Raw genomic sequence first — 25,338 nt, forward strand, 5'->3', positions numbered from 1 at the left:
GGAAAAGAGGGGGGATGCCCTGGTGGCGCCGGCCCCGCGCCCGCAGGGCACAGGACCGGACCGCAGCCTGGGTGCCTAGGCACTCAGGCGCGGCGGCTGCGGCTTATTTCCAGAGCGCACATTTGGTTTCGGCCTTGGTGGTCCACACCTGGTCGGCCGGCAGGGTCTGCAGCACTTTCAGATAGTCCCAGGGCTTGGTGGAGTCCTTGGGCGCCTTCACTTCCACCAGGTACATGTTGTGGGCATAGGTACCGTCAGGACGGATGCGGCCCTTGGCGTAGAAGTCGTTCAGCTCCGTGCTCTTCAGATAGGCCATGACCTTGTCCGGGTCGGTGGTCTTCACGGCCTGCACGGCCTTGAGGTAGTTCATCACCGCCGAGTAGTCGGCCGCCTGCACATCGGTGGGCATGCGCTTGGTCTTGGCCATGAACTTGCTGGCGAAAGCACGCGAGGCATCGTTCATGTCCCAGTACCAGCTGGTGGTGTGCAGCAGACCTTCGGTGTTCTTCAGGCCCAGCGAGTGGATGTCGGTCAGGAACACCAGCAGACCGGCGGTCTTCATGGTCTTGTTGATGCCGAACTCGCGCGCCGCCTTGATGGCGTTGATGGTGTCACCGCCGGCATTGGCCAGGCCCAGGATGTGGGCCTTGGAGTTCTGTGCCTGCAGCAGGAAGCTGGAGAAGTCCGAGGCATTGAGCGGGTGCTTGACCGAGCCCAGCACCTTGCCGCCCTTGGCCAGCACCACCTTGGTGGTGTCGGCTTCCAGCGCCTGCCCGAAGGCATAGTCCGCCGTCAGGAAGAACCAGTCCTTGCCGCCCCGCTCCACCACCGCCGCGCCGGTGCCCTTGGCCAGGGCCACGGTGTCGTAGGCGTAGTGGATGGTGTAGGGATTGCACTGCTCGTTGGTCAGGGCCGAGGAGCCCGCGCCGTTGTTGATGTGCACGCGCTTCTTCTCGTTGGCCACCTGCGCCACCGCCAGGGCCGTGCCCGAGTTGGTGCCGCTCATGATCAGCGTGATGCCTTGCGTGTCCACCCACTCGCGCACCTTGGAGGCGGCGATGTCGGCCTTGTTCTGGTGGTCGGCGCTCATCAGCTCGATGGGCTGACCCAGCACCTTGCCGCCAAAGTCGTCGATGGCCATCTGCATGGCCAGCGCGCCGTTCTTGCCTTCCACGTCCGCGTACAGGCTGGACATGTCGGTCACGAAACCGATCTTGACCTTCTCCTGCGCGGCCGCGCCCACTGCCACACCTGCGGCGCACAGCGCCAATGCCAACTTACCGAGCTTGTGCTTCATCGCCTGTCTCCTCATAGGGGTCTACCGATCGAACACTGCGCCCGCTGCCGAACCGTCTGTCAGACGGCCCGGCGCGTGGGCCTTACTTCCAGAGAGCGCATTTGCTGTCTGCCTTGGTGGTCCACACCTGGTCGGCCGACAGCTTGGTGACCACCTTGTAGTAGTCCCAGGCTTCCTTGGATTCCTTGGGCGACTTGACCTGCATCAGGTACATGTCGTGGGCATAGCGGCCATCGGGACGGATCACGCCCTGGCCGTAGAAGTCCTTCAGCGGCGTGCTCTTGAGCGTGGCCATGACCTTGTCGGCATCGGTGGTGCCGGACTTTTCCAGGGCCTTCAGGTAGTTGGTGACGGCCGAGTAGTTGGCAGCCTGCACATCGGTGGGCATGCGCTTGGTCTTGGCCATGAACTTCTTGCCGAAGGCACGGGTTTCGTCGTTCAGGTTCCAGTCCCAGCTGGTGGTCAGCAGCAGGCCTTCGGTGTTCTTCAGACCCAGGCTGTGGATGTCGGTCAGGAACACCAGCAGGCCGGCCATCTTCATGGTCTTGTTGATGCCGAACTCGCGCGCCGCCTTGATGGCGTTGATGGTGTCACCGCCGGCGTTGGCCAGACCCAGGATCTGGGCCTTGGAGTTCTGTGCCTGCAGCAGGAAGCTGGAGAAGTCCGAGGCGTTCAGCGGGTGGCGCACCTGGCCCAGCACCTGCCCGCCCTTGGCCTTGACCACGGCTGCGGTGTCGGCTTCCAGCGAGTGGCCGAAGGCATAGTCCGCCGTCAGGAAGAACCAGCTCTTGCCGCCGTTTTCCACCACGGCTGCGCCCGTGCCCTTGGCCAGGGCCACAGTGTCGTAGGCGTAGTGCACGGTGTAGGGGGTGCATTGCTCGTTGGTCAGGGCCGAAGCACCGGCGCCGTTGTTGATGTAGACGCGTTTTTTCTCGTTGGCCACCTTGGCCAGGGCCAGGGCCACGCCGGAATTGGTGCCGCCCAGCAGCATGGTCAGGTTCTGGGTGTCGATCCATTCGCGCGCCTTGGTGGCGGCAATGTCGGGCTTGTGCTGGTGGTCCTGGGTCAGCAGCTCGATGGGCTTGCCCAGCACCTTGCCGCCAAAGTCATCGATCGCCATCTGGATGGCGATGGCACCGTTCTTGCCGTCCACGTCCGCGTAGTTGCTGGACATGTCGGTGATGAAGCCGATCTTCACCTTCTCTTGCGCCTGGGCGTTCACACCCAGCAGGCCTGCAGCGGCCAGACCCAGAGCGAGGGCTTTCATCGAAAAATTCTGCATGGTTTGCGGTCTCCTTGTATTTATGCTGATTTCAGGCTGCTCGGCACACTTCACGCGCTTGGCAGCTCTCTTTTTTACATAGCCTCTTGCGGTGCAAGAAACACTCATACGCCCAGCAGCTCATTGAGCACGGACATCTTTTCCTGCAGTTGCGCAGATTCGAAACGTTCGACGATAGAGCCATGCTCCATCACATAGAAGCGGTCGGCCAGCGGTGCGGCAAAGCGGAAGTTCTGCTCCACCATCACCACCGTGTAGCCCTTGCTGCGCAGCATGGTGATCATGCGGGCCAGTGCCTGCACGATCACGGGCGCCAGGCCTTCCGAGATTTCATCGAGCAGCAGCAGCCGTGCACCGGTGCGCAGAATGCGGGCCACGGCCAGCATCTGCTGCTCGCCCCCCGACAGGCGCGTGCCCTGGCTGTGGCGGCGCTCGGCAAGGTTGGGGAACATCTCGTAGATTTCCTCCACGCTCATGCCTTTTTCGCCGGTCTTCAGCGGCGGCGGCAGCATCAGGTTCTCTTCGCACGACAGGCTGGAGAAAATGCCGCGCTCTTCGGGGCAGTAACCCACGCCCAGGTGGGCAATCTTGTGGGTGGGCAGGTGGATGGTTTCCTGGCCGTTGATCTTGATCGAGCCTTTGCGGCTGCCCGTCAGTCCCATCACGGCACGCATGGTGGAGGTGCGGCCCGCACCATTGCGGCCCAGCAGCGTCACCACTTCACCCGGCTGGACCACGATGTCCACACCGTGCAGCACATGGGATTCGCCGTACCAGGCTTCCAGACCACGGATCTCCAGCGCCGGAGTTGTTGTGTTGTTCGTCATTGCGTATCTCTTCAAAGCACCGCGCACCGGGCGCGGCGTGCACAACCGGCACGCGCCAGTTGCGTGGCGTCGAGCAAGGCACCTTCTGCCGCACAACGGCCGTCCCCTTGGGGGGAAGGCGCAAAGCGGCGCAGCATGGCAGCCATCAGTGCGCGCCCTGCAGTTGGCCGTCGGTGGTGCCCATATAGGCTTCCATCACCTGCGGATTCTTCGAGACCTCTTCATACGGACCTTCGGCCAGCACCGCACCGCGCTGTAGCACGGTGATGCGGTCGGCGATGGAGGAGATCACCTTCATGTTGTGCTCCACCATCAGGATGGTGCGGCCGGCCGAGACCTTCTTGATCAGCTGGGTGACGCGGTCCACGTCTTCGTGGCCCATGCCCTGGGTGGGCTCATCCAGCAGCATCAGCTCGGGCTCCATGGCCAGGGTGGTGGCGATTTCCAGCGCGCGCTTGCGGCCGTAAGGCAGGTTCACCGTCACTTCATCGGCCAGGTCTTCCAGGCCCACTTCGGTGAGCAGTTCCATGGCGCGGGTGTTGAGCTTGTCCAGCGACTTCTCGCTGCGCCAGAAATGGAATTCCGTGCCCAGCTGGCGCTGCAGGCCGATGCGCACGTTCTCCATCAGCGTCAGGTGCGGGAACACCGCCGAAATCTGGAACGAGCGGATCACGCCACGGCGTGCAATCTGCGCCGGCGCCTCGCCGGTGATGTCCACGCCGTTGAACTTGATGGTGCCCGAGGTGGGCACCAGAAACTTGGTCAGCAGGTTGAAACACGTGGTTTTGCCTGCCCCGTTGGGCCCGATCAGGGCATGAATGCTGCCGCGCTGAACGTCCAGATTGACGTTGCTCACGGCAGTGAAACCCTTGAACTCCTTGGTCAGGTTCCGGGTTTCGAGAATGACATCGCTCATCGCTGCAGTCCCACTTCAAGGTTGGGATAGTGCTGCTTGTGGCTTGTCTCCAGGCCGCACCATCCATGTTCTTATGTTGCAGCGCATCCTACGTAGGCCCCTCTGTCACCGCACTGGGGCTAATGCGTAAGACTTACAACCTAAGCACAAACCCTAGACAGCCAACGAATCCAAAATTCACTGCAAATACAAGGTGTTAGAAGAATATTCAAGCACCGATGGGACAACCGGCTCTGTCGCCCAGCCACAAGTTCGGCAGCTTTTTGTCAGTTAGCACAGCCCGGCGCAGCTTTCCTGCGCGCTGCGGGCATAAAAAAATGCTCCACCCAGGGAGCGTTTTGCACAGTGGAACCCGCAATGCGGACTGCAGGCCTTATTGCAAGGTCTCTTTGGACGTATCCGGCACGGCCAGCGGCAGCACGCCGATGCCCTCTTCCAGCAGTTCCAGCGCCTCGCGGGGTGTGGCCTGGCCACGGATGCCGCGCTCCTCCACCTCGCCCCGGTGGATGCGCCGCGCCTCGTCGGCGAATTGGGCACCGACATCCTCGGTCTGCTGCACGATGCGGCGGCTCATCTGCAGCCAGGCCGCCTGCACGGCCCGCAGACGGTCTTCCGGAACAAGAGGTGTGGATGACGCCCCAGCAGCCGGCGCTGCCGGTGCGCCTGGCGTACTGGGGGCGGTGGCTGCGCCCAGGTTCAGGCGCGGGGCGCTGAGGCCTTTGTGGATGCGTACGCTGCTGCAGACGGGGCAGGCAATCAGATCCCGGGCCAGCTGGCTTTGGAAATCGTCTTCCGAGCCGAACCAGCCTTCGAACAGATGCCCTTGCTCGCAGCGCAGATCCAAGACCTTCATGTCGCCCTCCTCAGCACACGCAGGCCGGCTCAGGCCTGGGTGCGGCGGCGTTGTCCCAGATAGCGGTAGACAAAGCCTGGAAATGCCAGCGTCAGGAACAGCGCGCCGGTCACGGCATAGAACTCCCAGCCCTGCGGGTAGATCTGGCCTGCGCGCTTTTCCAGCGCCAGTGCCAGGCCACCGACCAGCAGGTACAGCAGGAACAGTTCCAGCAGTCGCCCCCAGAAGGGCTTGGCATGGCCACGGGCCACGGGGCCGGCCAGCAGCCAGCGTTCATTCAGAAAAGGCAAATTGGCTGCCACAAGGGCAGCCAATATCACGAGCCAGATAGAAGCAGTTTGGGTCACGCTTCGATTTTAAAGCCTCATGACGCCAGGGCGCGCACTATCGCATCGGCGCACAGGGACATCAGCGCGCTGGGGAAGATGCCCAGCAGCAGCACCAGGGCACCATTGACGGTCAGCACGGCACGCACGTCGAACGGAGCGGACACGCTGGTCGCGGTCAGCGGCTTGTCGAAGTACATGACCTTGACGACGCGCAGGTAGTAGAAGGCGCCGATCAGCGACATCACCACCGCGAACACGGCCAGACCGATGTACAGCGCCTGACCGGAAGCCACCAGGGCCTGCAGCACGGCCAGCTTGGCGTAGAAGCCCACCAGCGGAGGGATACCGGCCATGGAGAACAGGCAGGCGGCCATCACGCCGGCATACAGCGGGCTGCGCTGGTTCAGGCCAGCCAGGTCGGAGATTTCTTCGCTTTCGAAGCCTTCACGCGACAGCAGCAGGATCACGCCGAACGCAGCCAGGGTGGTCAGCACATAGGTCACCACATAGAACATGGCCGAGCTGTAGGCGCTTTCCACGTTGGCAGGGTTCACGTTGCCGTTGACCACGCCGGATAGCAGGCCCAGCAGCACAAAACCCATTTGCGCAATGGTCGAGTAGGCCAGCATGCGCTTGAGGTTGGTCTGCATGATGGCAGCCAGGTTACCCACCAGCAGCGACGCAATCGCCAGCACGGCCAGCATCTGCTGCCAGTCGATAGCCAGCGGCAGCAGGCCGTCCACCAGCAGACGCATCACCATGGCGAAAGCGGCCAGCTTGGGCGCGCCGCCGATCATGGCGGTGATGGCGGTGGGAGCGCCCTGGTACACGTCAGGCACCCACATGTGGAAAGGCACGGCACCCAGCTTGAAGGCCAGGCCAGCCACGATGAACACCAGACCGAAGACCAGCACCTGGTGCTTGATCTGGCCGGAGTTGATGGCCTTGAAGACTTCACCGATGTCCAGCGAACCGGTGGCACCGTAGAGCATGGACATGCCGTACAGCAGGAAACCGGAAGCCATGGCACCCAGCACGAAGTACTTCATGGCCGCTTCGGTGGAAGTGGCATGGTCGCGGCGCAGCGCCACCAGCGCGTAGCTGGAGAGCGTCAGACATTCCAGGCCGAGGTAAATCAGCAGGAAGTTGTTGCCGGAAATCATGATGAACATGCCCAGCAGCGCGAACATGGACAGCGTGAAGAACTCGCCGCCTTGCAGCATGCCGCGGTCGCCCGCGTAGGGACGGCCGTAGACCAGGGTCACCATCATGGCGACAGTGGCGAAGCACTTGAGCCAGTTGCCCATGGCGTCGGAGACCACCATGTTGCCCCAGCCGTAGAAGGTATTGCCGCTGGAGGCATACATGGCCTGCATGACGGCGACCACGGCCAGCGTCAGCAAGGTCAGCACATAGGTCGCTGTGCGGCGTGGGCTTTTGACGCCCAGATCTACCAGTGCGATCACGCATCCCATGACAAGGAGCACGATCTCGGGGTAGATCGAAAGCCAGCTGATGTTGTCAATCATCTCGAATCTCTCAGTTCTGTCCTGTCAGGGGAGCTTGCTCTGTGCCACGTGCTGCAGCAGCTGCGCCACGGACACATCCATCACGTCCGTGAAGGGCTTGGGATAGATACCCATGTACAGCACGGCAACGGCCAGCACACCCAGCACCAGGAATTCGCGGCAGTTGATGTCCTGCAGCTCCTTCACATGGTCGTTGGCCACAGGGCCCAGGTAGACGCGTTTGTACATCCACAGGGTGTAGGCCGCGCCAAACATCAGTGCCGTGGCAGCGCCCATGCCCACCCAGAAGTTGAACTTCACGGCAGCCAGGATCACCATCCACTCACCCACGAAACCGGCCGTGGCAGGCAGGCCGCAGTTGGCCATGGCAAACAGCAGGGCAAACGCAGCGAACTTGGGCATGGTGTTGACCACACCGCCGTACGCGGCGATTTCACGGGAGTGCACGCGGTCGTACAGCACGCCGATGCACAGGAACATGGCGCCCGACACAAAGCCGTGGGCAATCATCTGCACGATACCGCCGGCCACGCCCAGGTCGTTGAAGATGAAGAAGCCCAGGGTCACGAAACCCATGTGGGCCACGGACGAGTACGCCACCAGCTTCTTCATGTCCTTCTGGACCAGCGCCACCATACCCACATAGATCACGGCCACCAGCGACAGGGTGATCATCAGCCAGGCCCATTCACGGGCGGCATCCGGAGCGATGGGCAGCGAGAAGCGCAGGAAGCCATAGGCACCCAGCTTCAGCATGATGGCCGCCAGCACGGCGGAACCGCCGGTAGGCGCTTCCACGTGCACGTCGGGCAGCCAGGTGTGCACCGGCCACATCGGCACCTTCACGGCAAACGCAGCGAAGAAGGCAAAGAAGATCAGCGTCTGGGCCGTGCTGCCCAGCGGCAGCTGGTGCCAGGTCTGGATGTCAAAGCTGCCACCCGACTTGTTGTACAGGTAGATCAGCGCCACCAGGGTGAGCAGCGAGCCCATCAGGGTGTACAGGAAGAACTTGAACGCGGCGTAGATCTTGTTCGGACCACCCCAGATACCGATGATCAGGTACATCGGAATCAGCGTGGCTTCGAAGAACACGTAGAACAGCAGGCCGTCCAGTGCGCAGAACACACCGACCATCAGACCCGACAGGATCAGGAACGCGCCCATGTACTGGTTCACGCGCTCGGTGATGTTCTCCCAGGAAGCGATCACCACGATCACCGTGATGAAGGCCGTCAGCGGCACGAACCAGAACGACAGGCCGTCCAGGCCCAGGTGGTAGTGGATATTGAAACGTTCAATCCACAGCGACTTTTCCACGAACTGCATGTTGGCAGTCGTCGTGTCAAAGCCGGACAGCAGCGGCAAGGTCACCAGCAGGCCGGCAATGGCCCCGATCAGGGCCAGCCAGCGCACGGCGCGGACCTGGCTTTCACGTCCCAGTGCCAGCAGCACGACACCAAAAAGAATCGGTGTCCAAATGGCAAGACTCAACAATCCCATTTTTCTACTTCCTTACTTGTTGAGCCACACGAAATAAGTCATGAGCAGGAAGATGCCCAGGATCATGACCAATGCATAGTGGTAGATATAGCCCGACTGGAACCAGCGGACCACCGAAGCGATCTTGCCCACCAGCTTCCAGGAACCGTTGACGACAACACCGTCGATCAAGGTTTGGTCACCCACCTTCCACAGACCGGTACCCAGGCAACGCGAGCCGCGTGCAAAGATGTTTTCGTAGACCCAGTCCACACCGTACTTGCCTTCCAGCACCTGGTACAGGCCGATCTTTTGCGAGAACGACTTGATGGCCGTGGGGATGGCAGGCATGACCATATAGAACACATAGGACACCACCACACCGGCCAAAGCCAGCCAGAACGGCGCGGTCTGGAAGCCGTGCAGTGCCATAGGCAGCCAGCCGTGGATGTCCGCGGCCAGTTCGGCCATGGCGTGGTGCTTGGTGCCGTCGACGTAGATCACGCCCTTGAAGAAGTCACCAAACAGCATGGGCATCAGTGCCATGGCACCGATCACCACCGACGGGATGGCCAGCAGGACCAGAGGACCGGTCACCACCCAGGGCGACTCGTGCGGCTTGGCATCGTGGCCATGGCCGTGGTGGTCATCGTGGGCATGGTGGTCGTCATGGTGTGCATCGGGATTCTGGTCGTAGCGCTCCTTGCCGTGAAACACGATGAAGTACAGACGGAACGAATAGAAAGCCGTGATGAACACGCCGGCCAGCACCGCAAAGGTGGCGAAGCCAGCCGCGGGCAGGTGCGAAGCGTGTACCGCTTCGATGATGGCGTCCTTGGAGTAGAAACCCGAGAAGAACGGTGTACCGATCAGCGCCAGGTTGCCCAGCAGGAAGGTGATCCAGGTGATGGGCATGTACTTGCGCACGCCACCCATCCAGCGGATGTCCTGGTTGTGGTGCATGCCCATGATGACGGAGCCGGCACCCAGGAACAGCAGCGCCTTGAAGAACGCGTGCGTCATCAGGTGGAATGTGGCCACCGAGTAGGCCGACACGCCCAGGGCGATGGTCATGTAACCCAGCTGCGACAGCGTGGAGTACGCAATCACGCGCTTGATGTCGTTCTGGATGATGCCCAGGATACCCATGAACAGGGCCGTGATGGAGCCGATCACCAGGATGAAGTTCAGCGCGGTGTCCGACAGCTCATACAGCGGCGACATGCGCGAGACCATGAAGATACCGGCGGTCACCATGGTGGCCGCGTGGATCAGCGCGGAGATGGGGGTAGGACCTTCCATCGAATCCGGCAGCCAGGCATGCAGCGGGAACTGGGCCGACTTGCCCATCGCACCGATGAACAGGCAGATGGCCGTCACGGTCACCAGCAGCCAGGCTGTGCCAGGCAGCAGCGTGTTCTGGATCTCGGGCAGCTTGGCGAAGATTTCCGAGTAGTTGAACGTGCCGGTGTAGGCTGCGATCAGGCCGATACCCAGGATGAAGCCGAAGTCACCGACGCGGTTGACCAGGAAGGCCTTCATGTTCGCGAAGATGGCCGATTCCTTCTTGAAGTAGAAACCGATCAGCAGATACGACACCAGACCCACGGCTTCCCAGCCGAAGAACAGCTGCAGCAGGTTGTTGCTCATCACGAGCATCAACATGGAGAAGGTGAACAGCGAGATGTAGGAGAAGAAACGGTTGTAGCCGTCGTCTTCCTCCATGTAGCCGATGGTGTAGATGTGCACCATCAGCGACACAAAGGTCACCACGCACATCATCATGGCCGTCAGGCTGTCGATCAGGAAGCCGATCTCCATCTTCAGGCTGCCCACCGTCATCCATTCGTAAATGGTCTGGTTGAAGGTGGCGCCGTCGAAAACGACCGACTGGAACGTCATCGCGGAAATCACGAATGCCACCAGCACACCCAAGATGGTGAGCGAACGGCTGGCACCGCGTCCGAATTTGTTGCCGCCAAAGGCTGTACCAAAGATACCGGCCAATGCGGAGCCCGCCAGCGGTGCCAAAGGCACCGCCAGGAGCATGGATGCAGAGAGGGTTTGACTCATTCTTCTGGACCTTGCTAAGACCGGCGACTCAACCCTTCAGGGTGTTGAGATCTTCCGCATTGATGCTGGACTTGTTGCGGAACAGCAGCACCAGGATGGCGAGGCCGATGGCCGATTCGGCTGCAGCCACAGTCAGGATGAAGAACACGAACACCTGGCCGTGCATGTCACCCAGGTAGTGGGAGAAGGCCACGAAGTTCATGTTCACCGACAGCAGCATCAGCTCGATGGCCATCAGCAGCACGATCAGGTTCTTGCGGTTCAGAAAGATCCCGACAACCGACAGCGCGAACAGCATCGCGCCCAAGGTCAGGAAATGTCCCAGTGTGAGCGTCATGCCTTCTTCTCCTCCACAACGGTTTCCTCCACAGGAGCCACAGGCGCCTGGGTGCTGGGCATCTTGACGATGGACAGACGGTCCTGGGCACGCACTCGCACCTGGTCGGAAACGCTGATTGCCTTGTTGTCTTTGCGCTTGCGCAGCGTCAATGCAATGGCCGTGATCATGGCCACCAGCAGGATGACTGCCGCAATTTCAATCGGGTACAGGTACTCGGTGTACAGCAGCTTGCCCAGCGCCTGGGTGTTGGAATAGGGAATGACCTGACCGGCAGCATTCACCAGATCGGCCACGGGCTTGGGTTCATCCATGCCGCTGAAGCCGCCCATCACCACCAGTGCCATTTCGAACGTGATGACCGCGCCGATCACGGCTGCCAGCGGGAAATGCCGCCAGAAGCCACGTCGTACGTCGTCGATGCGGATGTCCAGCATCATCACCACAAACAGGAACAGCACCAGCACCGCGCCCAGGTACACCAGCACCAGCGCGATAGCCAGGAATTCAGCCTTCAGCAGCAGCCAGATGGCGGAAGCCTGCGAGAAAGCCAGAATCAGATTGAGCACGGCGTGCACGGGGTTGCGCGCCGTAACCACTCGGAAGGCTGCAAACAGCAGCACTGCCGAGAAGAGATAGAAAAAACCAGTCTTGGCGTCCATGGATCGAATCTTCTTGGTTGATCAGGAGCCGCTTCAGCGGTACTTGGCATCTGCTGCCTTGGCAGCGGCGATGTCGGCTTCATAGCGGTCACCCACGGCCAGCAACATGTCCTTGGTGAAGTACAGGTCGCCACGCTTTTCGCCGTGGTATTCAAAGATCTGCGTTTCGACGATCGAGTCGACCGGGCAGCTCTCTTCGCAGAAACCGCAGAAGATGCACTTGGTCAGATCGATGTCGTAACGCGTGGTGCGACGCGAACCATCGTCACGCACATCCGATTCGATGGTGATGGCCATGGCCGGGCACACGGCTTCGCACAGCTTGCAGGCAATGCAGCGCTCTTCGCCATTTTCATAGCGGCGCAGGGCGTGCAGGCCACGGAAGCGCGGCGACAGCGGCGTCTTTTCCTCGGGGAACTGAATGGTCACGCGGCGCGAAAATGCGTAGCGGCCCGTCAGAACCATGCCCTTGGCCAGTTCCCAGAGCATGAAGCTCTTGAGAAAGTCCTTCAAGGAGAATGGGGTTGCAGCAACAGCAGACATTGTTCGTATCCCGCCTTAATTCCAGATGTTCCACGGCGAGTGCAGCCAAGCACCCACAAGCACCAGCCACACCAGGGTGACAGGGATAAAGATCTTCCAGCCCAGACGCATGATCTGGTCATAACGGAAGCGCGGGAACGTTGCACGGATCCAGATGAAGCACGACACCACCAGGAACGTCTTGATCGCCAGCCAGATCCAGCCGGGGATGAAGCCCAGGAAGTCGAACGGAGGCAGCCATCCGCCCAGGAACATGATCACGGCCAGGATGGACACCAGCCACATGCTGGCGTATTCAGCCAGGAAGAAGATGGCGAAGCCCATGCCCGAGTACTCGACCATGTGGCCGGCCACGATTTCCGACTCGCCTTCCACCACGTCGAAGGGGTGGCGGTTGGTTTCGGCCACGACCGAGATCAGGTAGACGATGAAGATGGGCAGCAGCGGCAGCCAGTTCCACGACAGGATGCTCATGCCCATGCTCGCAAAGTGGCCCTGGCCTTGGCCCAGCACGATCTGCGTCAGGTTCATGCTGCCGCTGACCATGATGACCACCAGGAAGCAGAAGCCCATGGCGATTTCATAGCTCACCATCTGTGCCGAAGCACGCAGCGCGCCCAGGAAGGCGTACTTGGAGTTGGAAGCCCAGCCCGCAATGATCACGCCATACACTTCGATCGAGGTGATGGCCATGATCAGCAGCAGACCTGCGTTCACATTGGCCAGCGCCACTTCGGGGGCAAAAGGAATCGCCACCCAGGCGGCCAGGGCCGGCATGATCGCCATCACCGGGCCGACATAGAACAGACCCTTGGCGGCAGCCGAGGGGAAGATCAGTTCCTTGGTCAGCAGCTTCAGGCCGTCGGCCATCGGCTGCAGCAGGCCCCAGGGACCCACGCGGTTGGGACCGGGACGCACCTGGATCCAGCCCAGGAACTTGCGCTCCCACAGCGTCAGGTAGGCCACGGCAATCATCAGCGGTGCCACGATGGCGATGATGCCCAGCAGAACCCAGATCACCGGCCAGGCCACATCGGTCCACCAGGAAGCGGCGATCAGGCCAGCGCCTGCATTCTTGAGTGCGTCAATCATGCGGCACCTCCCTCACGTGCCTGGCGCGCATCGGCTGTCAGTTGCAGCGACGTCGCACGGCGGACAATGCTGTCCAGTTGGTAAATACTGGCCACCACCGGTTCGGCCACAGCACCCTGCACCACGGCCGCAGCAGCGGCTGTGCGGTTGTTCAGCTCGGCACCCAGCTGGCTCACGCCGCCGGCGGCTGCCGCCAGCACGTCCTGCGAGGATTCGAACGCCATGCCTTGCACGCCCAGCAGATTGCCCAGCACGCGCAGCACCTTCCAGCCCGGACGGGTTTCGCCCAGTGGCTTGACCACGGCGTGGAAACTCTGCACACGGCCTTCGGCATTGACGAAGCTGCCCGAGGTTTCGGTGAACGGTGCAATCGGCAGCAGCACATCGCTGACATCCAGATTGGTCTTGAAAGGGCTCAAGGTCACCACCATCTCTGCCTTGGACAGGCCTTCGACGGCCTTGGCACCGGCAGCCGTGTCGAACACGGGCTCGTTGTTCAGCAGAATCACGGCCTTGGCCTGGCCGGCCGTGATCTGTGCCGCATTCAGGCCCTGAGCTTGAGGCTGGGCCTTGACCCATTGCGCGCCCACGGTATTGGCCGCTTCGGTCAGGTAGCCCACGTGGGCACCGGTCTGCTCGCCAATCCACTGCGCCAGAGCCAGCAGGCTTTCGGCCTGTGCATGGTGCGCAGCCGCATTGCCCAGCAGGATGGCCTTGCGCTCGCCCGACAGCAGTGCGCCGGCAATGGCGGCCGCTTCTGCGTTGTCAGAGCCTTGCACGGGAGATGCCACGCCCTTGGCCTGGGCCACGGCAGCAGCCACATCGGCCAGCGCCTGCGCCCAGTCGGCCGCAGCCACCACCGAGGCGGACACGGGCAGCGCCCAGTCGTACACCTTGCCATTGATGGCAAACACCTGGCAGCCCTTCTTGGCGGCCTGGCGGATGCGCTGCGCAAACAGCGGATGGTCCTTGCGCAGGTTGGAACCCACGACCAGCACGGCCTGCAGCTCGTTCATGGCGGCAATGGGCATGCCCAGCCAGCGCACGCCTTGTGCAGCGGCAAATTCGGCATGGCGCAGACGCCAGTCGATGCTGTCGCTGCCCACACCGCGCACCAGCGCGGCAGCCAGGTACAGCTCTTCCAGCGTGCTGTGCGGGCTGGCCAGAGCGGCCACGCTGTTGGCGCCGTGGTCGTTCTTGATGGTACGCAGGCCATTGGCCACGTATTCCAGCGCGGTCTGCCAGTCGACTTCCTTCCACTCGCCGCCCTGCTTCAGCATGGGGCGGGTCAGGCGGTCTGCACCGTTGAGCGCTTCATAGGAGAAACGGTCCCGGTCGGCAATCCAGCATTCGTTGACGGCTTCGTTCTCGAACGGAACCACGCGCATCACCTTGTGGTTCTTCACCTGAACGATCAGGTTGGCACCGGTGGAGTCGTGTGGCGACACCGACTTGCGGCGCGACAGTTCCCAGGTACGGGCGCTGTAGCGGAAAGGCTTGCTGGTCAGCGCGCCCACGGGGCAGATGTCGATCATGTTGCCCGACAGCTCCGAGTCCACGGTATCGCCCACCACGGTGGTGATTTCCGAGTGCTCGCCGCGGTGGATCATGCCCAGCTCCATGATGCCGGAGATCTCTTGGCCAAAGCGCACGCAGCGGGTGCAGTGGATGCAGCGGCTCATTTCCTCCATGGAAATCAGCGGACCCACATCCTTGTGGAACACCACGCGCTTTTCTTCTTCGTAGCGCGAGCTGCTGCTGCCATAGCCCACGGCCAGATCCTGCAGCTGGCATTCACCGCCTTGGTCACAGATCGGGCAATCCAGCGGGTGATTGATGAGCAGGAACTCCATCACCGACTGCTGGGCCTTGATGGCCTTTTCGCTCTTGGTGCGCACGATCATGCCTTGCGTCACCGGGGTGGCGCAGGCGGGCATGGGCTTGGGCGCTTTCTCCACGTCCACCAGGCACATGCGGCAGTTTGCCGCAATGGACAACTTCTTGTGGTAGCAGAAATGTGGAATGTAGGTACCGGCCTTCTCGGCTGCATGCATCACCATGCAGCCTTCAGCCACCTCCACCTTCTTACCGTCCAGTTCAATTTCAACCATATGCTTGTCTCGCGATCAGGCGGCCTTGGCAGCCTGTTTGGAAGCGTTCTGGATCTTCGCTTCGAACTCGTGGCGGAAGTGCTTGATCATGGCGCGCACCGGCATGGCCGCTGCATCGCCCAGGGCGCAGATGGTGCGGCCCATGATGTTCACGGACACAGAGTCCAGCAACTCGATGTCTTCCGGACGGCCTTCACCGTGCTGGATACGGTTCACCACGCGCCACAGCCAGCCCGTGCCTTCGCGGCAGGGCGTGCACTGGCCACAGGACTCGTGCGAATAGAAATACGACAGGCGCAGCAGGCTCTCGACCATGTCACGCGAATCGTCCATCACGATCACGGCACCCGAACCCAGCATGGAACCTGCCTTGGAGATGGAGTCATAGTCCATCGTGCATTCCATGATGACGTCGGCCGGCAGCACCGGGGAGGACGAACCGCCAGGGATCACCGCCTTGAGCTTGCGACCGGTGCGCACACCGCCCGCCAGTTCCAGCAGCTTGCTGAAAGGCGTGCCCATCGGCACTTCGTAGTTGCCGGGCAGGTTCACGTCACCGCTGACCGAGAAGATCTTGGTGCCGCCGTTGTTGGGCTTGCCGCATTCGAGGTAGGCCTGACCGCCGTTGCGGATGATCCAGGGCACCGCCGCGAAGGTTTCGGTGTTGTTGATGGTCGTGGGCTTGCCGTACAGACCAAAGCTGGCCGGGAATGGCGGCTTGAAGCGGGGCTGCCCCTTCTTGCCTTCCAGCGACTCCAGCAGCGCGGTTTCTTCGCCGCAGATGTAGGCGCCAAAACCGTGGTGGGCGTGCAGCTGGAAGCTGAAGCTGCTGCCCAGGATGTTGCTGCCCAGGAAGCCGGCGGCACGGGCTTCTTCCAGAGCGGCTTCGAAGCGTTCGTAGACTTCGAAGATTTCGCCGTGGATGTAGTTGTAGCCGACCGAGATGCCCATCGCGTACGCGGCAATGATCATGCCTTCGATCACGATGTGCGGGTTGTACATCAGGATGTCACGATCCTTGCACGTCCCGGGCTCGCCCTCGTCCGAGTTGCACACCAGGTGCTTCTGGCCGGGGAACTGGCGAGGCATGAAGCTCCACTTCAGACCCGTGGGGAAGCCTGCACCGCCACGGCCGCGCAGACCGGATTCCTTCATGGTGGCGATGACCTGGTCCTGTGTCAGACCTTCGCCGCCATCCTTGCCCAGCAGCTTGCGCAGGGCCTGGTAGCCTCCGCGTGCTTCGTAGTCCTTGATGGACCAGTTGCTGCCGTCCAGATCCGCATAGATCTGCGGATTGATGTGGCGGCCATGGAAACAGGTTTCGTTGCCGGACGAAGCGAACTTGGCCAGCACCGCGTTGGCGGCGGGATTGTTCAGGATGGTGGAGCTCATGCCTTGCCCTCCGCAGCGCGCAGGCCGTCCACCAGCTCGTCGAGCTTTTCATTGCTCATGAAGCTGCACATGCAACGGTCATTGACCAGCATCACGGGCGAATCGGCGCAGGCGCCCAGGCACTCGGACTGCTGCAGCGTGAACATGCCGTCGGCCGTGGTCTCGCCCATCTTGATGCCCAGCTTGTGCTCCAGGTGGTGCAAAGCCTTGTAGCCGTCGCGCAGCTGGCATGGCAGGTTGGTGCACACATTCAGCTTGTACTTGCCCACCGGCTGCTGGTTGTACATGTTGTAGAACGTCGTGACCTCATGCACGGCAATGGCCGGCATGCCCAGGTAGTCACCGATTTCAGCTTCGCTCTCAGGGCTGACCCAGCCCTGTTCCTGCTGAACGATGGTCAAGCAGGCCATCACGGCAGACTGCTTCTGCTCGGGCGGGTACTTGGCCACCTCGCGCGCAAAACGCGCCTTAGTCGCTTCAGTAATCATCGGTCAATCTCTCCGAACACGATATCCATGGTGCCGATGACCGCCACCACGTCGGACAGCATGTGTCCGCGAATCACCTCGTCCATCATGGACAGGTGGGCAAAGCCCGGGGCACGGATCTTCAGACGATAGGGCTTGTTGGCGCCATCGCTCACCATGTAAATACCAAACTCACCCTTGGGGTGCTCAACGGCGGCATACGCTTCGCCTTCGGGCACCTTGAAGCCTTCGGTGAAGAGCTTGAAGTGGTGGATCAGCTCTTCCATGTTGGACTTCATGGCTTCGCGGGCAGGCGGGGCCACCTTGTGGTTCTCGGTGATCACCGGACCGGGGTTGGCACGCAGCCACTTCACGCACTGCTGGATCAGGCTGTTGGACTGGCGCATTTCGGCCACGCGCACCAGATAGCGGTCGTAGCAGTCGCCGGTCTTGCCCACGGGGATGTCGAAGTCCAGCTCCGAGTACACCTCATAAGGCTGCTTCTTGCGCAGATCCCAGGCAATGCCGGAGCCACGCAGCATCGGGCCGGTGAAGCCCATGTTCAACGCGCGCTCGGCGTTCACCACGCCGATGCCGACCATGCGCTGTTTCCAGATTCGGTTGTCCGTCAGCAGGGTTTCGTATTCATCCACACACTTGGGGAAGCGGTTGGTGAAGTCTTCGATGAAGTCCAGCAGCGAACCCTGGCGGTTCTTGTTCAGCTCCGCGATGCCCTTGGCATTGCGCACCTTGCTGGCCTTGAACTGGGGCATGGTGTCCGGCAGGTCACGGTAGACGCCGCCCGGACGGAAGTAGGCTGCGTGCATGCGCGCGCCGGAGACGGCCTCGTACATGTCGAACAGGTCTTCACGTTCGCGGAAGGTGTACATCAGCACTGTGGACGCGCCGCAGTCCATGCCGTTCGAACCCAGCCACATCAGGTGGTTCAGCAGGCGCGTGATTTCGGAGAACATCACACGGATGTACTGCGCACGCTTGGGCACGTCGATGCCCATCAGCTTTTCAATTGCGAGGCAGTAGGCGTGCTCGTTGCACATCATGGACACGTAGTCCAGGCGGTCCATATAGGGCAGCGACTGGATGAAGGTCTTGTGCTCGGCAAGCTTTTCGGTCCCGCGGTGCAGCAGGCCCACGTGCGGGTCGGCACGTTGCACCACTTCACCGTCCAGCTCCAGCACCAGACGCAGCACACCGTGCGCTGCCGGGTGCTGCGGACCAAAGTTCAGGGAATAGTTCTTGATTTCAGCCATGGTCTTCCGTCAGAAAGCGACGCGCGCCTTCAGTGCAGGCCTCCGCCGTAGTTGTCTTCACGGATGATGCGCGGAGTGATTTCGCGCGGCTCGATCGTCACCGGCTGGTAGACCACGCGACCCAGCTCTTCGTCGAAGCGCATTTCCACGTGACCCGACAGGGGGAAGTCCTTGCGGAAGGGGTGGCCGATGAAACCGTAGTCGGTCAGGATGCGGCGCAGGTCGTCGTGGCCTTCGAACATGATGCCGAACAGGTCGAACGCCTCGCGCTCGAACCAGTTGGCCGAGCTCCACAGCGGATTCACCGAAGCAACCACCGGGAAATCATCGTCCTCGGCGTACACGCGCACCCGCAGACGCTGGTTCAGCGACACCGACAACAGGTGCGACACCACGGCAAAGCGGGCACCTTCGGTACCCACTTCAGCGTAAGCAGAGTAGTCCAGACCGCACAGGTCGACCAGTTGTTCGAACTGGCAGCCGGGCGCATCGCGCAGCGTTTGCATGGCAGCGTAATACTGGGCCGCAGGCACCTCAGCGGTGACCTCGCCCAGCGCGACAGTGACGCTGCGGGCTTTGTCGCCCAGGGCAGCAGCCACCAGATCCCGAAGCTTTTCGGGATGGATAGCGATAGCAGACATCTCGACTCCTTAGACGCGAGCGATGGTGTTCGTGCGGCGGATTTTTTGCTGCAGCTGAATGATGCCGTAGATCAGCGCTTCGGCAGTGGGGGGGCAGCCCGGCACGTACACGTCCACAGGCACCACGCGGTCGCAACCGCGCACCACGGAATAGCTGTAGTGGTAGTAGCCGCCGCCATTGGCGCAGGAACCCATGGAGAGCACCCAGCGCGGCTCGGACATCTGGTCGTAGACCTTGCGCAGGGCCGGTGCCATCTTGTTGCACAGCGTGCCAGCCACAATCATCAGGTCAGACTGGCGCGGGCTGGGACGGAACACTTCCGCACCAAAGCGCGCCAGGTCATAGCGCGCCGCGGCGGCATGCATCATTTCCACCGCACAGCAGGCCAGACCGAACGTCATGGGCCAGATCGATCCGGTTTTGGCCCAGTTCACCACAGCGTCATAGCTGGTGGTGACGAAGCCTTCCTTCATCACACCTTCGATCATCGTGTTTCCTTTTCGAATTCAGCTGTTATTCCCAGTCCAGGGCGCCCTTTTTCCACTCGTAGGCAAAGCCTACGACAAGAACGGCCAGGAAGATCAGCACAGCGACGAAACCAGCAATGCCCACATCCTCGAGCGCAACGGCCCAAGGCAGCAGGAAAGCGATTTCCAAATCAAAGAGGATAAACAGAATGGCGACGAGGTAGTAGCGCACATCGAATTTCATGCGCGCGTCTTCGAAGGCCTCAAAACCGCATTCGTAAGGAGAGTTCTTGGCGTCATCCGGTCGGTTGGGACCCAGCACGTAGCCGAGCACCAGGGGCACGACACCGACGGCCATGCCAACGAGGATGAACAAGAGAACGGGGAGGTATTGATCGAGGTTCATCTTGAGGTCGCGTTTCCCGCTTGACCTTGCCCCGACCACTGCCTGATCAGGGCAGGCTTGTTATGTGTGGTGCCGTCGGCGAGACTCGAACTCGCACAGCTTTACGCCACTACCCCCTCAAGATAGCGTGTCTACCAATTCCACCACGACGGCTTTTTTCGTCTCAGATCACCCGGATGGCATGAGGAGCCCCCTCTAACTGGGCTTTGGCTGTCCAGGCAATCCCTATATTCTATCCGGAAAAACACTTGCATCGAAGTATTTTCCGGATTGCTTCAATTTATTTCGCGGGAGCAGGCTCCGTTGTGGCAGCAGGCTGCTGCACCGGTGCGGGCACGTCGTTCGCAACGGGCGCGGGCACATCCTTGCTCACGGCAGCCGGGGCAGGAATGCTGGCGGCAGGCGTGTTTTCCAGCACGCTGCCGGTGCTGGCAGGGCGTGTGTTGCCCAGGTAGGCCAGGGCCAGCGTGCAGACAAAGAACACCGCGGCCAGAATGCCGGTGGTGCGCGACAGGAAGTTGGCACTGCCCGAAGCCCCGAACAGGCTGCCGGAGCTGCCGCTGCCAAAGGCCGCACCCATGTCCGCACCCTTGCCGTGCTGGATCAGGATCAGACCAATCATACCCAGGGCCGCCAGCATTTGAATGCCCAGAATCACACCAGAAAACGCTTGCATTTCATTCACTCCTAAATCAGTAGCTATTCACACTCCAGCTTATTGAGCTGCAGCAATAATTTGCAGAAAATCTGCGGCCTTGAGCGACGCACCGCCAATCAGACCGCCATCGATATCGGGCTGGGCCAGCAGCTGGGCCGCATTGGCGGCATTCATGCTGCCGCCGTACAGCAGCGGCACGCGATCGGCCTGCTGGGTCGCGGCCGCCAGCTGTGCACGCAGCACGGCATGCACCCGCTGGGCCTGCTCGGGCGAAGCCGTCTTGCCGGTGCCAATGGCCCAGACCGGCTCGTACGCCACCACCAGCTCGCTGACGCAATGGCCCACGTGCTGGATCACCGCCGCCAGCTGGCGCTTGACCACGGCTTCGGTCTGGCCGGCTTCGCGCTCAGCCAGGGTTTCACCCACGCACACCACTGGTGTGATGCCCTTGGCCAGAGCGGCCTGGGCCTTGTGCGCCACATCGGCATCGGTTTCGCCGTGGTACTGGCGGCGCTCGCTGTGCCCCACCAGGGCGTAGCGCACACCGAACTCCTGCAGCATGGCGGCCGACACCTCTCCGGTGTAGGCACCTTTTTCGTGCTGCGACACATCCTGGACACCCAGCGCAATCGGCGAGTCCTGCACCAGCGCCTGCACCTGGGCCAGGTAGACCGCCGGAACGGCCACACCCACGCCGCACTGCAGCGCGGCCGGCAGACCCTGGCGGATGCCCGCCAGCAGCTCGGCATTGGCCTGCAGGCCGCCATTCATCTTCCAGTTGCCAACAATCAGCTTCTTCTTCATGTGTTCGCTCACCACGTCAAAACGATCTTGCCAATGAGTTGACCCGACTCCATCAAGGCATGGGCCTGGGCGGCATCCTGCGCTGCAAAGCGGCTGTGGATGATGGGACGCACGCGGCGCTGCTCCAGCAGCGGCCACACCCTGTCCCGCAGTTCCTTACCGATGGCGGCCTTGAACGCCTCGCTGCGCGGACGCAGCGTGCTTCCCGTCACCGTCAGGCGGCGGCGCATCAGCAGGCCGGCATTGAAGCCCGACTCCAGACCGCCCTGCACCGCAATCACCACCAGGCGACCGTCTTCCGCCAGGCAGCGCACTTCGCGCTCCACATAGCTGCCGGCCACCATGTCCAGGATCACGTCAACCCCCTTGCCACCCGTCAGGCGCAAGGCTTCTTGCTCGAAATCCTGGCTCTTGTAGTTGATGGCATGGTCCGCACCCAGAGCCAGGCATTCGGCGCATTTTTCATCCGAACCCGCAGTCACAATGACCGTGGATCCAAAGGCCTTGGCCAGTTGGATGGCCGTAACGCCAATGCCGCTGCTGCCACCCTGGATCAACAGCGTTTCACCCGCCTGCAGACGCCCCCGCTGGAACACATTGCTCCAGACCGTGAAAAAGGTCTCGGGCAGCGCTGCGGCCTCTTCGTCGCTCAGCCCCTGCGGCACCGGCAGGCACTGACCCACCGGCACGGTGCAGTACTGGGCATAGCCGCCGCCTTGCAGCAGCGCACAGACCCGGTCACCCACGGCCAGACCGGCCGCCGCCATGGCGGCTGCATCACCCGACTCGATGACACCAGCCACTTCCAGACCCGGCAGGTCCGAGGCACCGGGCGGCGGCGGGTAAGCACCTTTGCGCTGCACCACGTCCGGGCGGTTGACACCACTGGCGCGCACGCGAATCAACACCTCGCCCGCCTGCGGCTGGGGCGTGGGTCGTTCGCAGGGCTGCAGCACTTCGGGAGGACCGAAACGGCTGATTTCTATGGCCTGCATGCTTGGCGCACGTCCTTTACAAAATTCTGGCCCCCATTGCCGGCACCGTCCAAGACCTGTGCGGCAATAGCGCGCTTTTTTGACACAAAAACCGTGGGTGCTGCAGATTGCTCTGCAGCCACCCACGGCCGGCAGCATCCCTTACGGGAAGGGATTACTGCTGTTGCTGTTGCTGCTGTTGGTCAGCATCGACAGCCGGGTCACGCGGCTGGCGGGGCTCACGCGGCTCGCGGGGTTCACGGAACTCGCGCGGTTGGCGGGGAGCACGGTCACCACGCTCGGCCGGGGCAGGACGCTCGCTGCGCTCCATGCCGGCGGGACGCTCGGTCAGCGCCTTCATGGACAGCTTGACGCGGCCCTTGTCGTCGGTCTCCAGCACCTTGACCTGGACCACTTGGCCTTCTTGCAGGTAGTCGGTGACCTTTTCCACGCGCTCGTGGGCGATCTGGCTGATGTGCAGCAGACCGTCCTTGCCGGGCAGCAGGTTGACCAGTGCGCCGAAGTCCAGGATCTTGACCACGGGGCCTTCGTAGACCTTGCCGATTTCGACTTCGGCCGTGATCTGCTCGATGCGCAGCTTGGCGGCTTCGGCCTTGGCGCCGTCGGTGGCGGCAATGGTGATGGTGCCGTCTTCCTCGATGTTGATCTGGGTGCCGGTCTCTTCGGTCAGCGCACGGATGGTGGCGCCGCCCTTGCCGATCACGTCACGGATCTTCTCGGGGTTGATCTTCATGGTGTACAGCTTGGGAGCGAAGCTGGAGACTTCGGTCTTGGCTTCACCCATGGCCTCTTGCATCTTGCCCAGGATGTGCATGCGTGCTTCCTTGGCCTGGGCCAGGGCAACCTGCATGATTTCCTTGGTGATGCCCTGGATCTTGATGTCCATCTGCAGGGCCGTGATGCCGTTGGTGGTACCGGCCACCTTGAAGTCCATGTCACCCAGGTGATCTTCGTCACCCAGGATGTCGGTCAGCACGGCGAAGCGGTTGTCTTCCTTGATCAGGCCCATGGCGATACCGGCCACGTGTGCCTTCATGGGCACGCCGGCGTCCATCATGGACAGGCAGCCGCCGCACACCGATGCCATCGACGAGGAGCCGTTGGATTCGGTGATTTCCGACACCACGCGGATGGTGTAGGGGAATTCTTCCTTGGTCGGCAGGCAAGCGGCCAGAGCACGCTTGGCCAGACGGCCGTGGCCAATTTCGCGGCGCTTGGTCGAACCCATGCGACCCACTTCGCCGGTGGCAAAGGGAGGCATGTTGTAGTGGAACAGGAAGCGGTCTTCGAACTCGCCAGCCAGTGCGTCGATGCGCTGGGCATCGCGCTCGGTGCCCAGGGTGGAGATCACCAGGGCCTGGGTTTCACCACGGGTGAACAGGGCCGAGCCGTGGGTGCGGGGCAGCACGGAGTTGCGGATCTCGATGGGGCGCACGGTGCGGGTGTCGCGGCCGTCGATGCGGGGCTCACCGGCCAGGATCTGCGAACGCACGATACGGGCTTCGATGTCGAACAGCATGCCTTCGACCTTGACGCCGTCGAATGCAATGCCTTGCTCGGTCAGGCCGGCCTTCACGTCGGCGTAGGCCAGACGGCAGGCGTGCGTACGGGCTTGCTTGTTGCGCAGCTGGTAGGCATCGCGCAGCTTGGCTTCACCCAGTTCAGCGACCTTGGCGATCAGGGCGTCGTCCTTGGCAGGAGCGGTCCATTCCCAGGCGGGCTTGCCGCCTTCACGCACCAGCTCGTGGATGGCGTCGATGGCGATCTTGCCTTGTTCGTGACCGAACATCACGGCACCCAGCATCACTTCTTCCGGCAGTTGCAGGGCTTCGGATTCCACCATCAGCACAGCGGATTCGGTACCGGCCACCACCAGATCCATCTGCGAATCCTTGCGCAGGGTCTGGCCGGGGTTCAGCACGTATTCGCCGTTGATGTAACCCACGCGGGCAGCGCCGATGGGGCCGTTGAACGGGATGCCCGACACCGACAGGGCGGCGGACACAGCGATCATGGCAGCGATGTCGGCATCCACTTCGGGGTTCAGCGAGATGGTGTGGATGACCACGTGCACATCGTTGAAGAAACCTTCGGGGAACAGCGGACGGATCGGGCGGTCGATCAGGCGGCTGGTCAGGGTTTCCAGCTCGGAAGGCTTGGCTTCACGCTTGAAGAAGCTGCCGGGGATCTTGCCGGCGGCGTAGGTCTTCTCGATGTAGTCGACGGTCAGAGGGAAGAAGTCCTGACCGGCCTTGGCGATCTTCGAGCCCACCACGGTGGCCAGCACCACGGTGTCATCGATGTTGACCAGCACGGCGCCGGAGGCCTGGCGGGCGATTTCGCCGGTTTCCATGGTGACCGTGTGCTGGCCCCATTGGAAGGTCTTGGTGACTTTGTTGAACATCGTCATGTGTGTACTCCTATTGGAATGGCCGCAAGCACTCTTGCAGCCAGGATTTGGAGATCAAACAGAACACGATGCCATTCCACAAACGCACAAAACGCTATTTTTTCAATAGCTTGCAGATTTGTGGAATGACACAGCTTCGCTCTGTCTGGGCAAACTCCAAAGTAAAAAACGCCTGAGCTAGCGCGCTAACTCAGGCGTTTTGATCTTGCACTGTGCTTACTTACGCAGGCCCAGCTTGGCGATCAGGGCGGTGTAACGGTCAGCGTCCTTGGACTTCAGGTAGTCCAGCAGCTTACGACGACGGCTCACCATGCGCAGCAGGCCGCGACGACCGTGGTGGTCCTTGGCGTGTTGCTTGAAGTGAGGGGTCAGTTCGTTGATGCGAGCGGTCAGCAGAGCCACTTGCACTTCGGGGCTACCAGTGTCGTTTTCAGCACGGGCGTTGGCCTTGACAACTTCAGCCTTGATAGAGGCAGCGATCATGATTTTTCCTTAT

General features: G+C 61.8%; 25 protein-coding genes and 1 tRNA gene. All 26 read right to left on the bottom strand.

The features are described 5' to 3' along the window. Window positions 1–103 precede the first annotated feature (103 nt). Entirely contained in the window at window positions 104–1,297 is a 1,194-nt protein-coding gene (locus KW830_RS07480) for an ABC transporter substrate-binding protein (RefSeq protein ID WP_218332717.1), read from the bottom strand. Between the two features lie 82 nt (window positions 1,298–1,379). Continuing rightward, on the bottom strand, window positions 1,380–2,579 hold the full coding sequence (locus KW830_RS07485; RefSeq protein WP_066539295.1) for an ABC transporter substrate-binding protein: 1,200 nt from the start codon (window positions 2,577–2,579) through the stop codon (window positions 1,380–1,382). A gap of 104 nt (window positions 2,580–2,683) precedes the next feature. Next, window positions 2,684–3,406, bottom strand: coding sequence for an ABC transporter ATP-binding protein (locus KW830_RS07490; RefSeq protein ID WP_218332718.1), 723 nt, complete (start codon window positions 3,404–3,406; stop codon window positions 2,684–2,686). Window positions 3,407–3,551: 145 nt separating this feature from the next. After that, window positions 3,552–4,322: an ABC transporter ATP-binding protein gene (locus KW830_RS07495; protein WP_066539296.1), complete on the bottom strand. Its 771-nt coding sequence runs from the start codon at window positions 4,320–4,322 to the stop codon at window positions 3,552–3,554. Window positions 4,323–4,695: 373 nt separating this feature from the next. Next, window positions 4,696–5,175, bottom strand: a complete 480-nt coding sequence (locus KW830_RS07500; RefSeq protein ID WP_218332719.1) for a DUF1178 family protein — start codon at window positions 5,173–5,175, stop codon at window positions 4,696–4,698. Window positions 5,176–5,204: 29 nt separating this feature from the next. Beyond that, the gene (locus tag KW830_RS07505) at window positions 5,205–5,522 is read right to left on the bottom strand and encodes a DUF2818 family protein (RefSeq protein WP_066539299.1); all 318 of its coding nucleotides are present in this window, start codon (window positions 5,520–5,522) and stop codon (window positions 5,205–5,207) included. Between the two features lie 17 nt (window positions 5,523–5,539). Further along, complete coding sequence (gene nuoN, locus KW830_RS07510) at window positions 5,540–7,033, bottom strand: NADH-quinone oxidoreductase subunit NuoN (protein WP_066539300.1); 1,494 nt, start codon at window positions 7,031–7,033, stop codon at window positions 5,540–5,542. Between the two features lie 24 nt (window positions 7,034–7,057). Beyond that, on the bottom strand, window positions 7,058–8,533 hold the full coding sequence (locus KW830_RS07515) for an NADH-quinone oxidoreductase subunit M (RefSeq protein ID WP_066539301.1): 1,476 nt from the start codon (window positions 8,531–8,533) through the stop codon (window positions 7,058–7,060). A 12-nt stretch (window positions 8,534–8,545) separates the two neighbouring features. Then, window positions 8,546–10,585 carry an NADH-quinone oxidoreductase subunit L gene (gene nuoL / locus KW830_RS07520; protein WP_255578206.1) on the bottom strand — a complete coding sequence of 680 codons (2,040 nt, stop codon included), beginning with the start codon at window positions 10,583–10,585 and terminating at the stop codon, window positions 8,546–8,548. 28 nt (window positions 10,586–10,613) lie between these two features. Further along, window positions 10,614–10,922 carry an NADH-quinone oxidoreductase subunit NuoK gene (nuoK, locus tag KW830_RS07525; protein WP_066539304.1) on the bottom strand — a complete coding sequence of 103 codons (309 nt, stop codon included), beginning with the start codon at window positions 10,920–10,922 and terminating at the stop codon, window positions 10,614–10,616. Further along, window positions 10,919–11,584: an NADH-quinone oxidoreductase subunit J gene (locus tag KW830_RS07530; RefSeq protein ID WP_218332720.1), complete on the bottom strand. Its 666-nt coding sequence runs from the start codon at window positions 11,582–11,584 to the stop codon at window positions 10,919–10,921. The genes nuoK and KW830_RS07530 overlap by 4 nt, the downstream gene beginning before the upstream one ends. Before the next feature lie 33 nt (window positions 11,585–11,617). Next, the gene (gene nuoI / locus KW830_RS07535) at window positions 11,618–12,127 is read right to left on the bottom strand and encodes an NADH-quinone oxidoreductase subunit NuoI (RefSeq protein WP_066539308.1); all 510 of its coding nucleotides are present in this window, start codon (window positions 12,125–12,127) and stop codon (window positions 11,618–11,620) included. 15 nt (window positions 12,128–12,142) lie between these two features. After that, window positions 12,143–13,219, bottom strand: a complete 1,077-nt coding sequence (gene nuoH, locus KW830_RS07540; RefSeq protein ID WP_218332721.1) for an NADH-quinone oxidoreductase subunit NuoH — start codon at window positions 13,217–13,219, stop codon at window positions 12,143–12,145. After that, window positions 13,216–15,330, bottom strand: a complete 2,115-nt coding sequence (gene nuoG / locus KW830_RS07545) for an NADH-quinone oxidoreductase subunit NuoG (protein ID WP_218332722.1) — start codon at window positions 15,328–15,330, stop codon at window positions 13,216–13,218. Before nuoG ends, nuoH begins: the two co-directional genes overlap by 4 nt. Before the next feature lie 15 nt (window positions 15,331–15,345). Continuing rightward, window positions 15,346–16,722, bottom strand: coding sequence for an NADH-quinone oxidoreductase subunit NuoF (gene nuoF, locus KW830_RS07550; protein WP_066539314.1), 1,377 nt, complete (start codon window positions 16,720–16,722; stop codon window positions 15,346–15,348). After that, on the bottom strand, window positions 16,719–17,210 hold the full coding sequence (nuoE, locus tag KW830_RS07555; RefSeq protein WP_066539315.1) for an NADH-quinone oxidoreductase subunit NuoE: 492 nt from the start codon (window positions 17,208–17,210) through the stop codon (window positions 16,719–16,721). The genes nuoF and nuoE overlap by 4 nt, the downstream gene beginning before the upstream one ends. After that, on the bottom strand, window positions 17,207–18,460 hold the full coding sequence (locus KW830_RS07560; RefSeq protein ID WP_218332723.1) for an NADH-quinone oxidoreductase subunit D: 1,254 nt from the start codon (window positions 18,458–18,460) through the stop codon (window positions 17,207–17,209). Before KW830_RS07560 ends, nuoE begins: the two co-directional genes overlap by 4 nt. 29 nt (window positions 18,461–18,489) lie before the next feature. Then, complete coding sequence (locus KW830_RS07565; protein ID WP_218332724.1) at window positions 18,490–19,101, bottom strand: NADH-quinone oxidoreductase subunit C; 612 nt, start codon at window positions 19,099–19,101, stop codon at window positions 18,490–18,492. Window positions 19,102–19,110: 9 nt separating this feature from the next. After that, complete coding sequence (locus tag KW830_RS07570; RefSeq protein ID WP_066539321.1) at window positions 19,111–19,590, bottom strand: NADH-quinone oxidoreductase subunit B family protein; 480 nt, start codon at window positions 19,588–19,590, stop codon at window positions 19,111–19,113. 25 nt (window positions 19,591–19,615) lie between these two features. Continuing rightward, window positions 19,616–19,975: an NADH-quinone oxidoreductase subunit A gene (locus tag KW830_RS07575; protein ID WP_066539531.1), complete on the bottom strand. Its 360-nt coding sequence runs from the start codon at window positions 19,973–19,975 to the stop codon at window positions 19,616–19,618. A gap of 67 nt (window positions 19,976–20,042) precedes the next feature. Next, a tRNA-Leu gene (locus KW830_RS07580) sits at window positions 20,043–20,128 on the bottom strand. A gap of 127 nt (window positions 20,129–20,255) precedes the next feature. Then, entirely contained in the window at window positions 20,256–20,651 is a 396-nt protein-coding gene (gene secG, locus KW830_RS07585) for a preprotein translocase subunit SecG (RefSeq protein WP_066539323.1), read from the bottom strand. Window positions 20,652–20,690: 39 nt separating this feature from the next. Continuing rightward, a complete protein-coding gene (tpiA, locus tag KW830_RS07590) occupies window positions 20,691–21,437 on the bottom strand; it encodes a triose-phosphate isomerase (RefSeq protein WP_218333149.1) in 747 nt (248 codons plus the stop codon). Between the two features lie 8 nt (window positions 21,438–21,445). After that, window positions 21,446–22,432 (bottom strand): NAD(P)H-quinone oxidoreductase, encoded by a 987-nt coding sequence (locus KW830_RS07595; RefSeq protein WP_218332725.1) that lies wholly within the window; start codon window positions 22,430–22,432, stop codon window positions 21,446–21,448. Window positions 22,433–22,586: 154 nt separating this feature from the next. Next, window positions 22,587–24,842, bottom strand: coding sequence for a polyribonucleotide nucleotidyltransferase (pnp, locus tag KW830_RS07600; RefSeq protein WP_218332726.1), 2,256 nt, complete (start codon window positions 24,840–24,842; stop codon window positions 22,587–22,589). Window positions 24,843–25,058: 216 nt separating this feature from the next. Then, a complete protein-coding gene (rpsO, locus tag KW830_RS07605) occupies window positions 25,059–25,325 on the bottom strand; it encodes a 30S ribosomal protein S15 (RefSeq protein WP_083520526.1) in 267 nt (88 codons plus the stop codon). Window positions 25,326–25,338: the final 13 nt, after the last annotated feature.

The organism is Comamonas sp. CMM03 (genome assembly GCF_019218715.1).
GTDB lineage: Bacteria > Pseudomonadota > Gammaproteobacteria > Burkholderiales > Burkholderiaceae_C > Comamonas > Comamonas terrigena.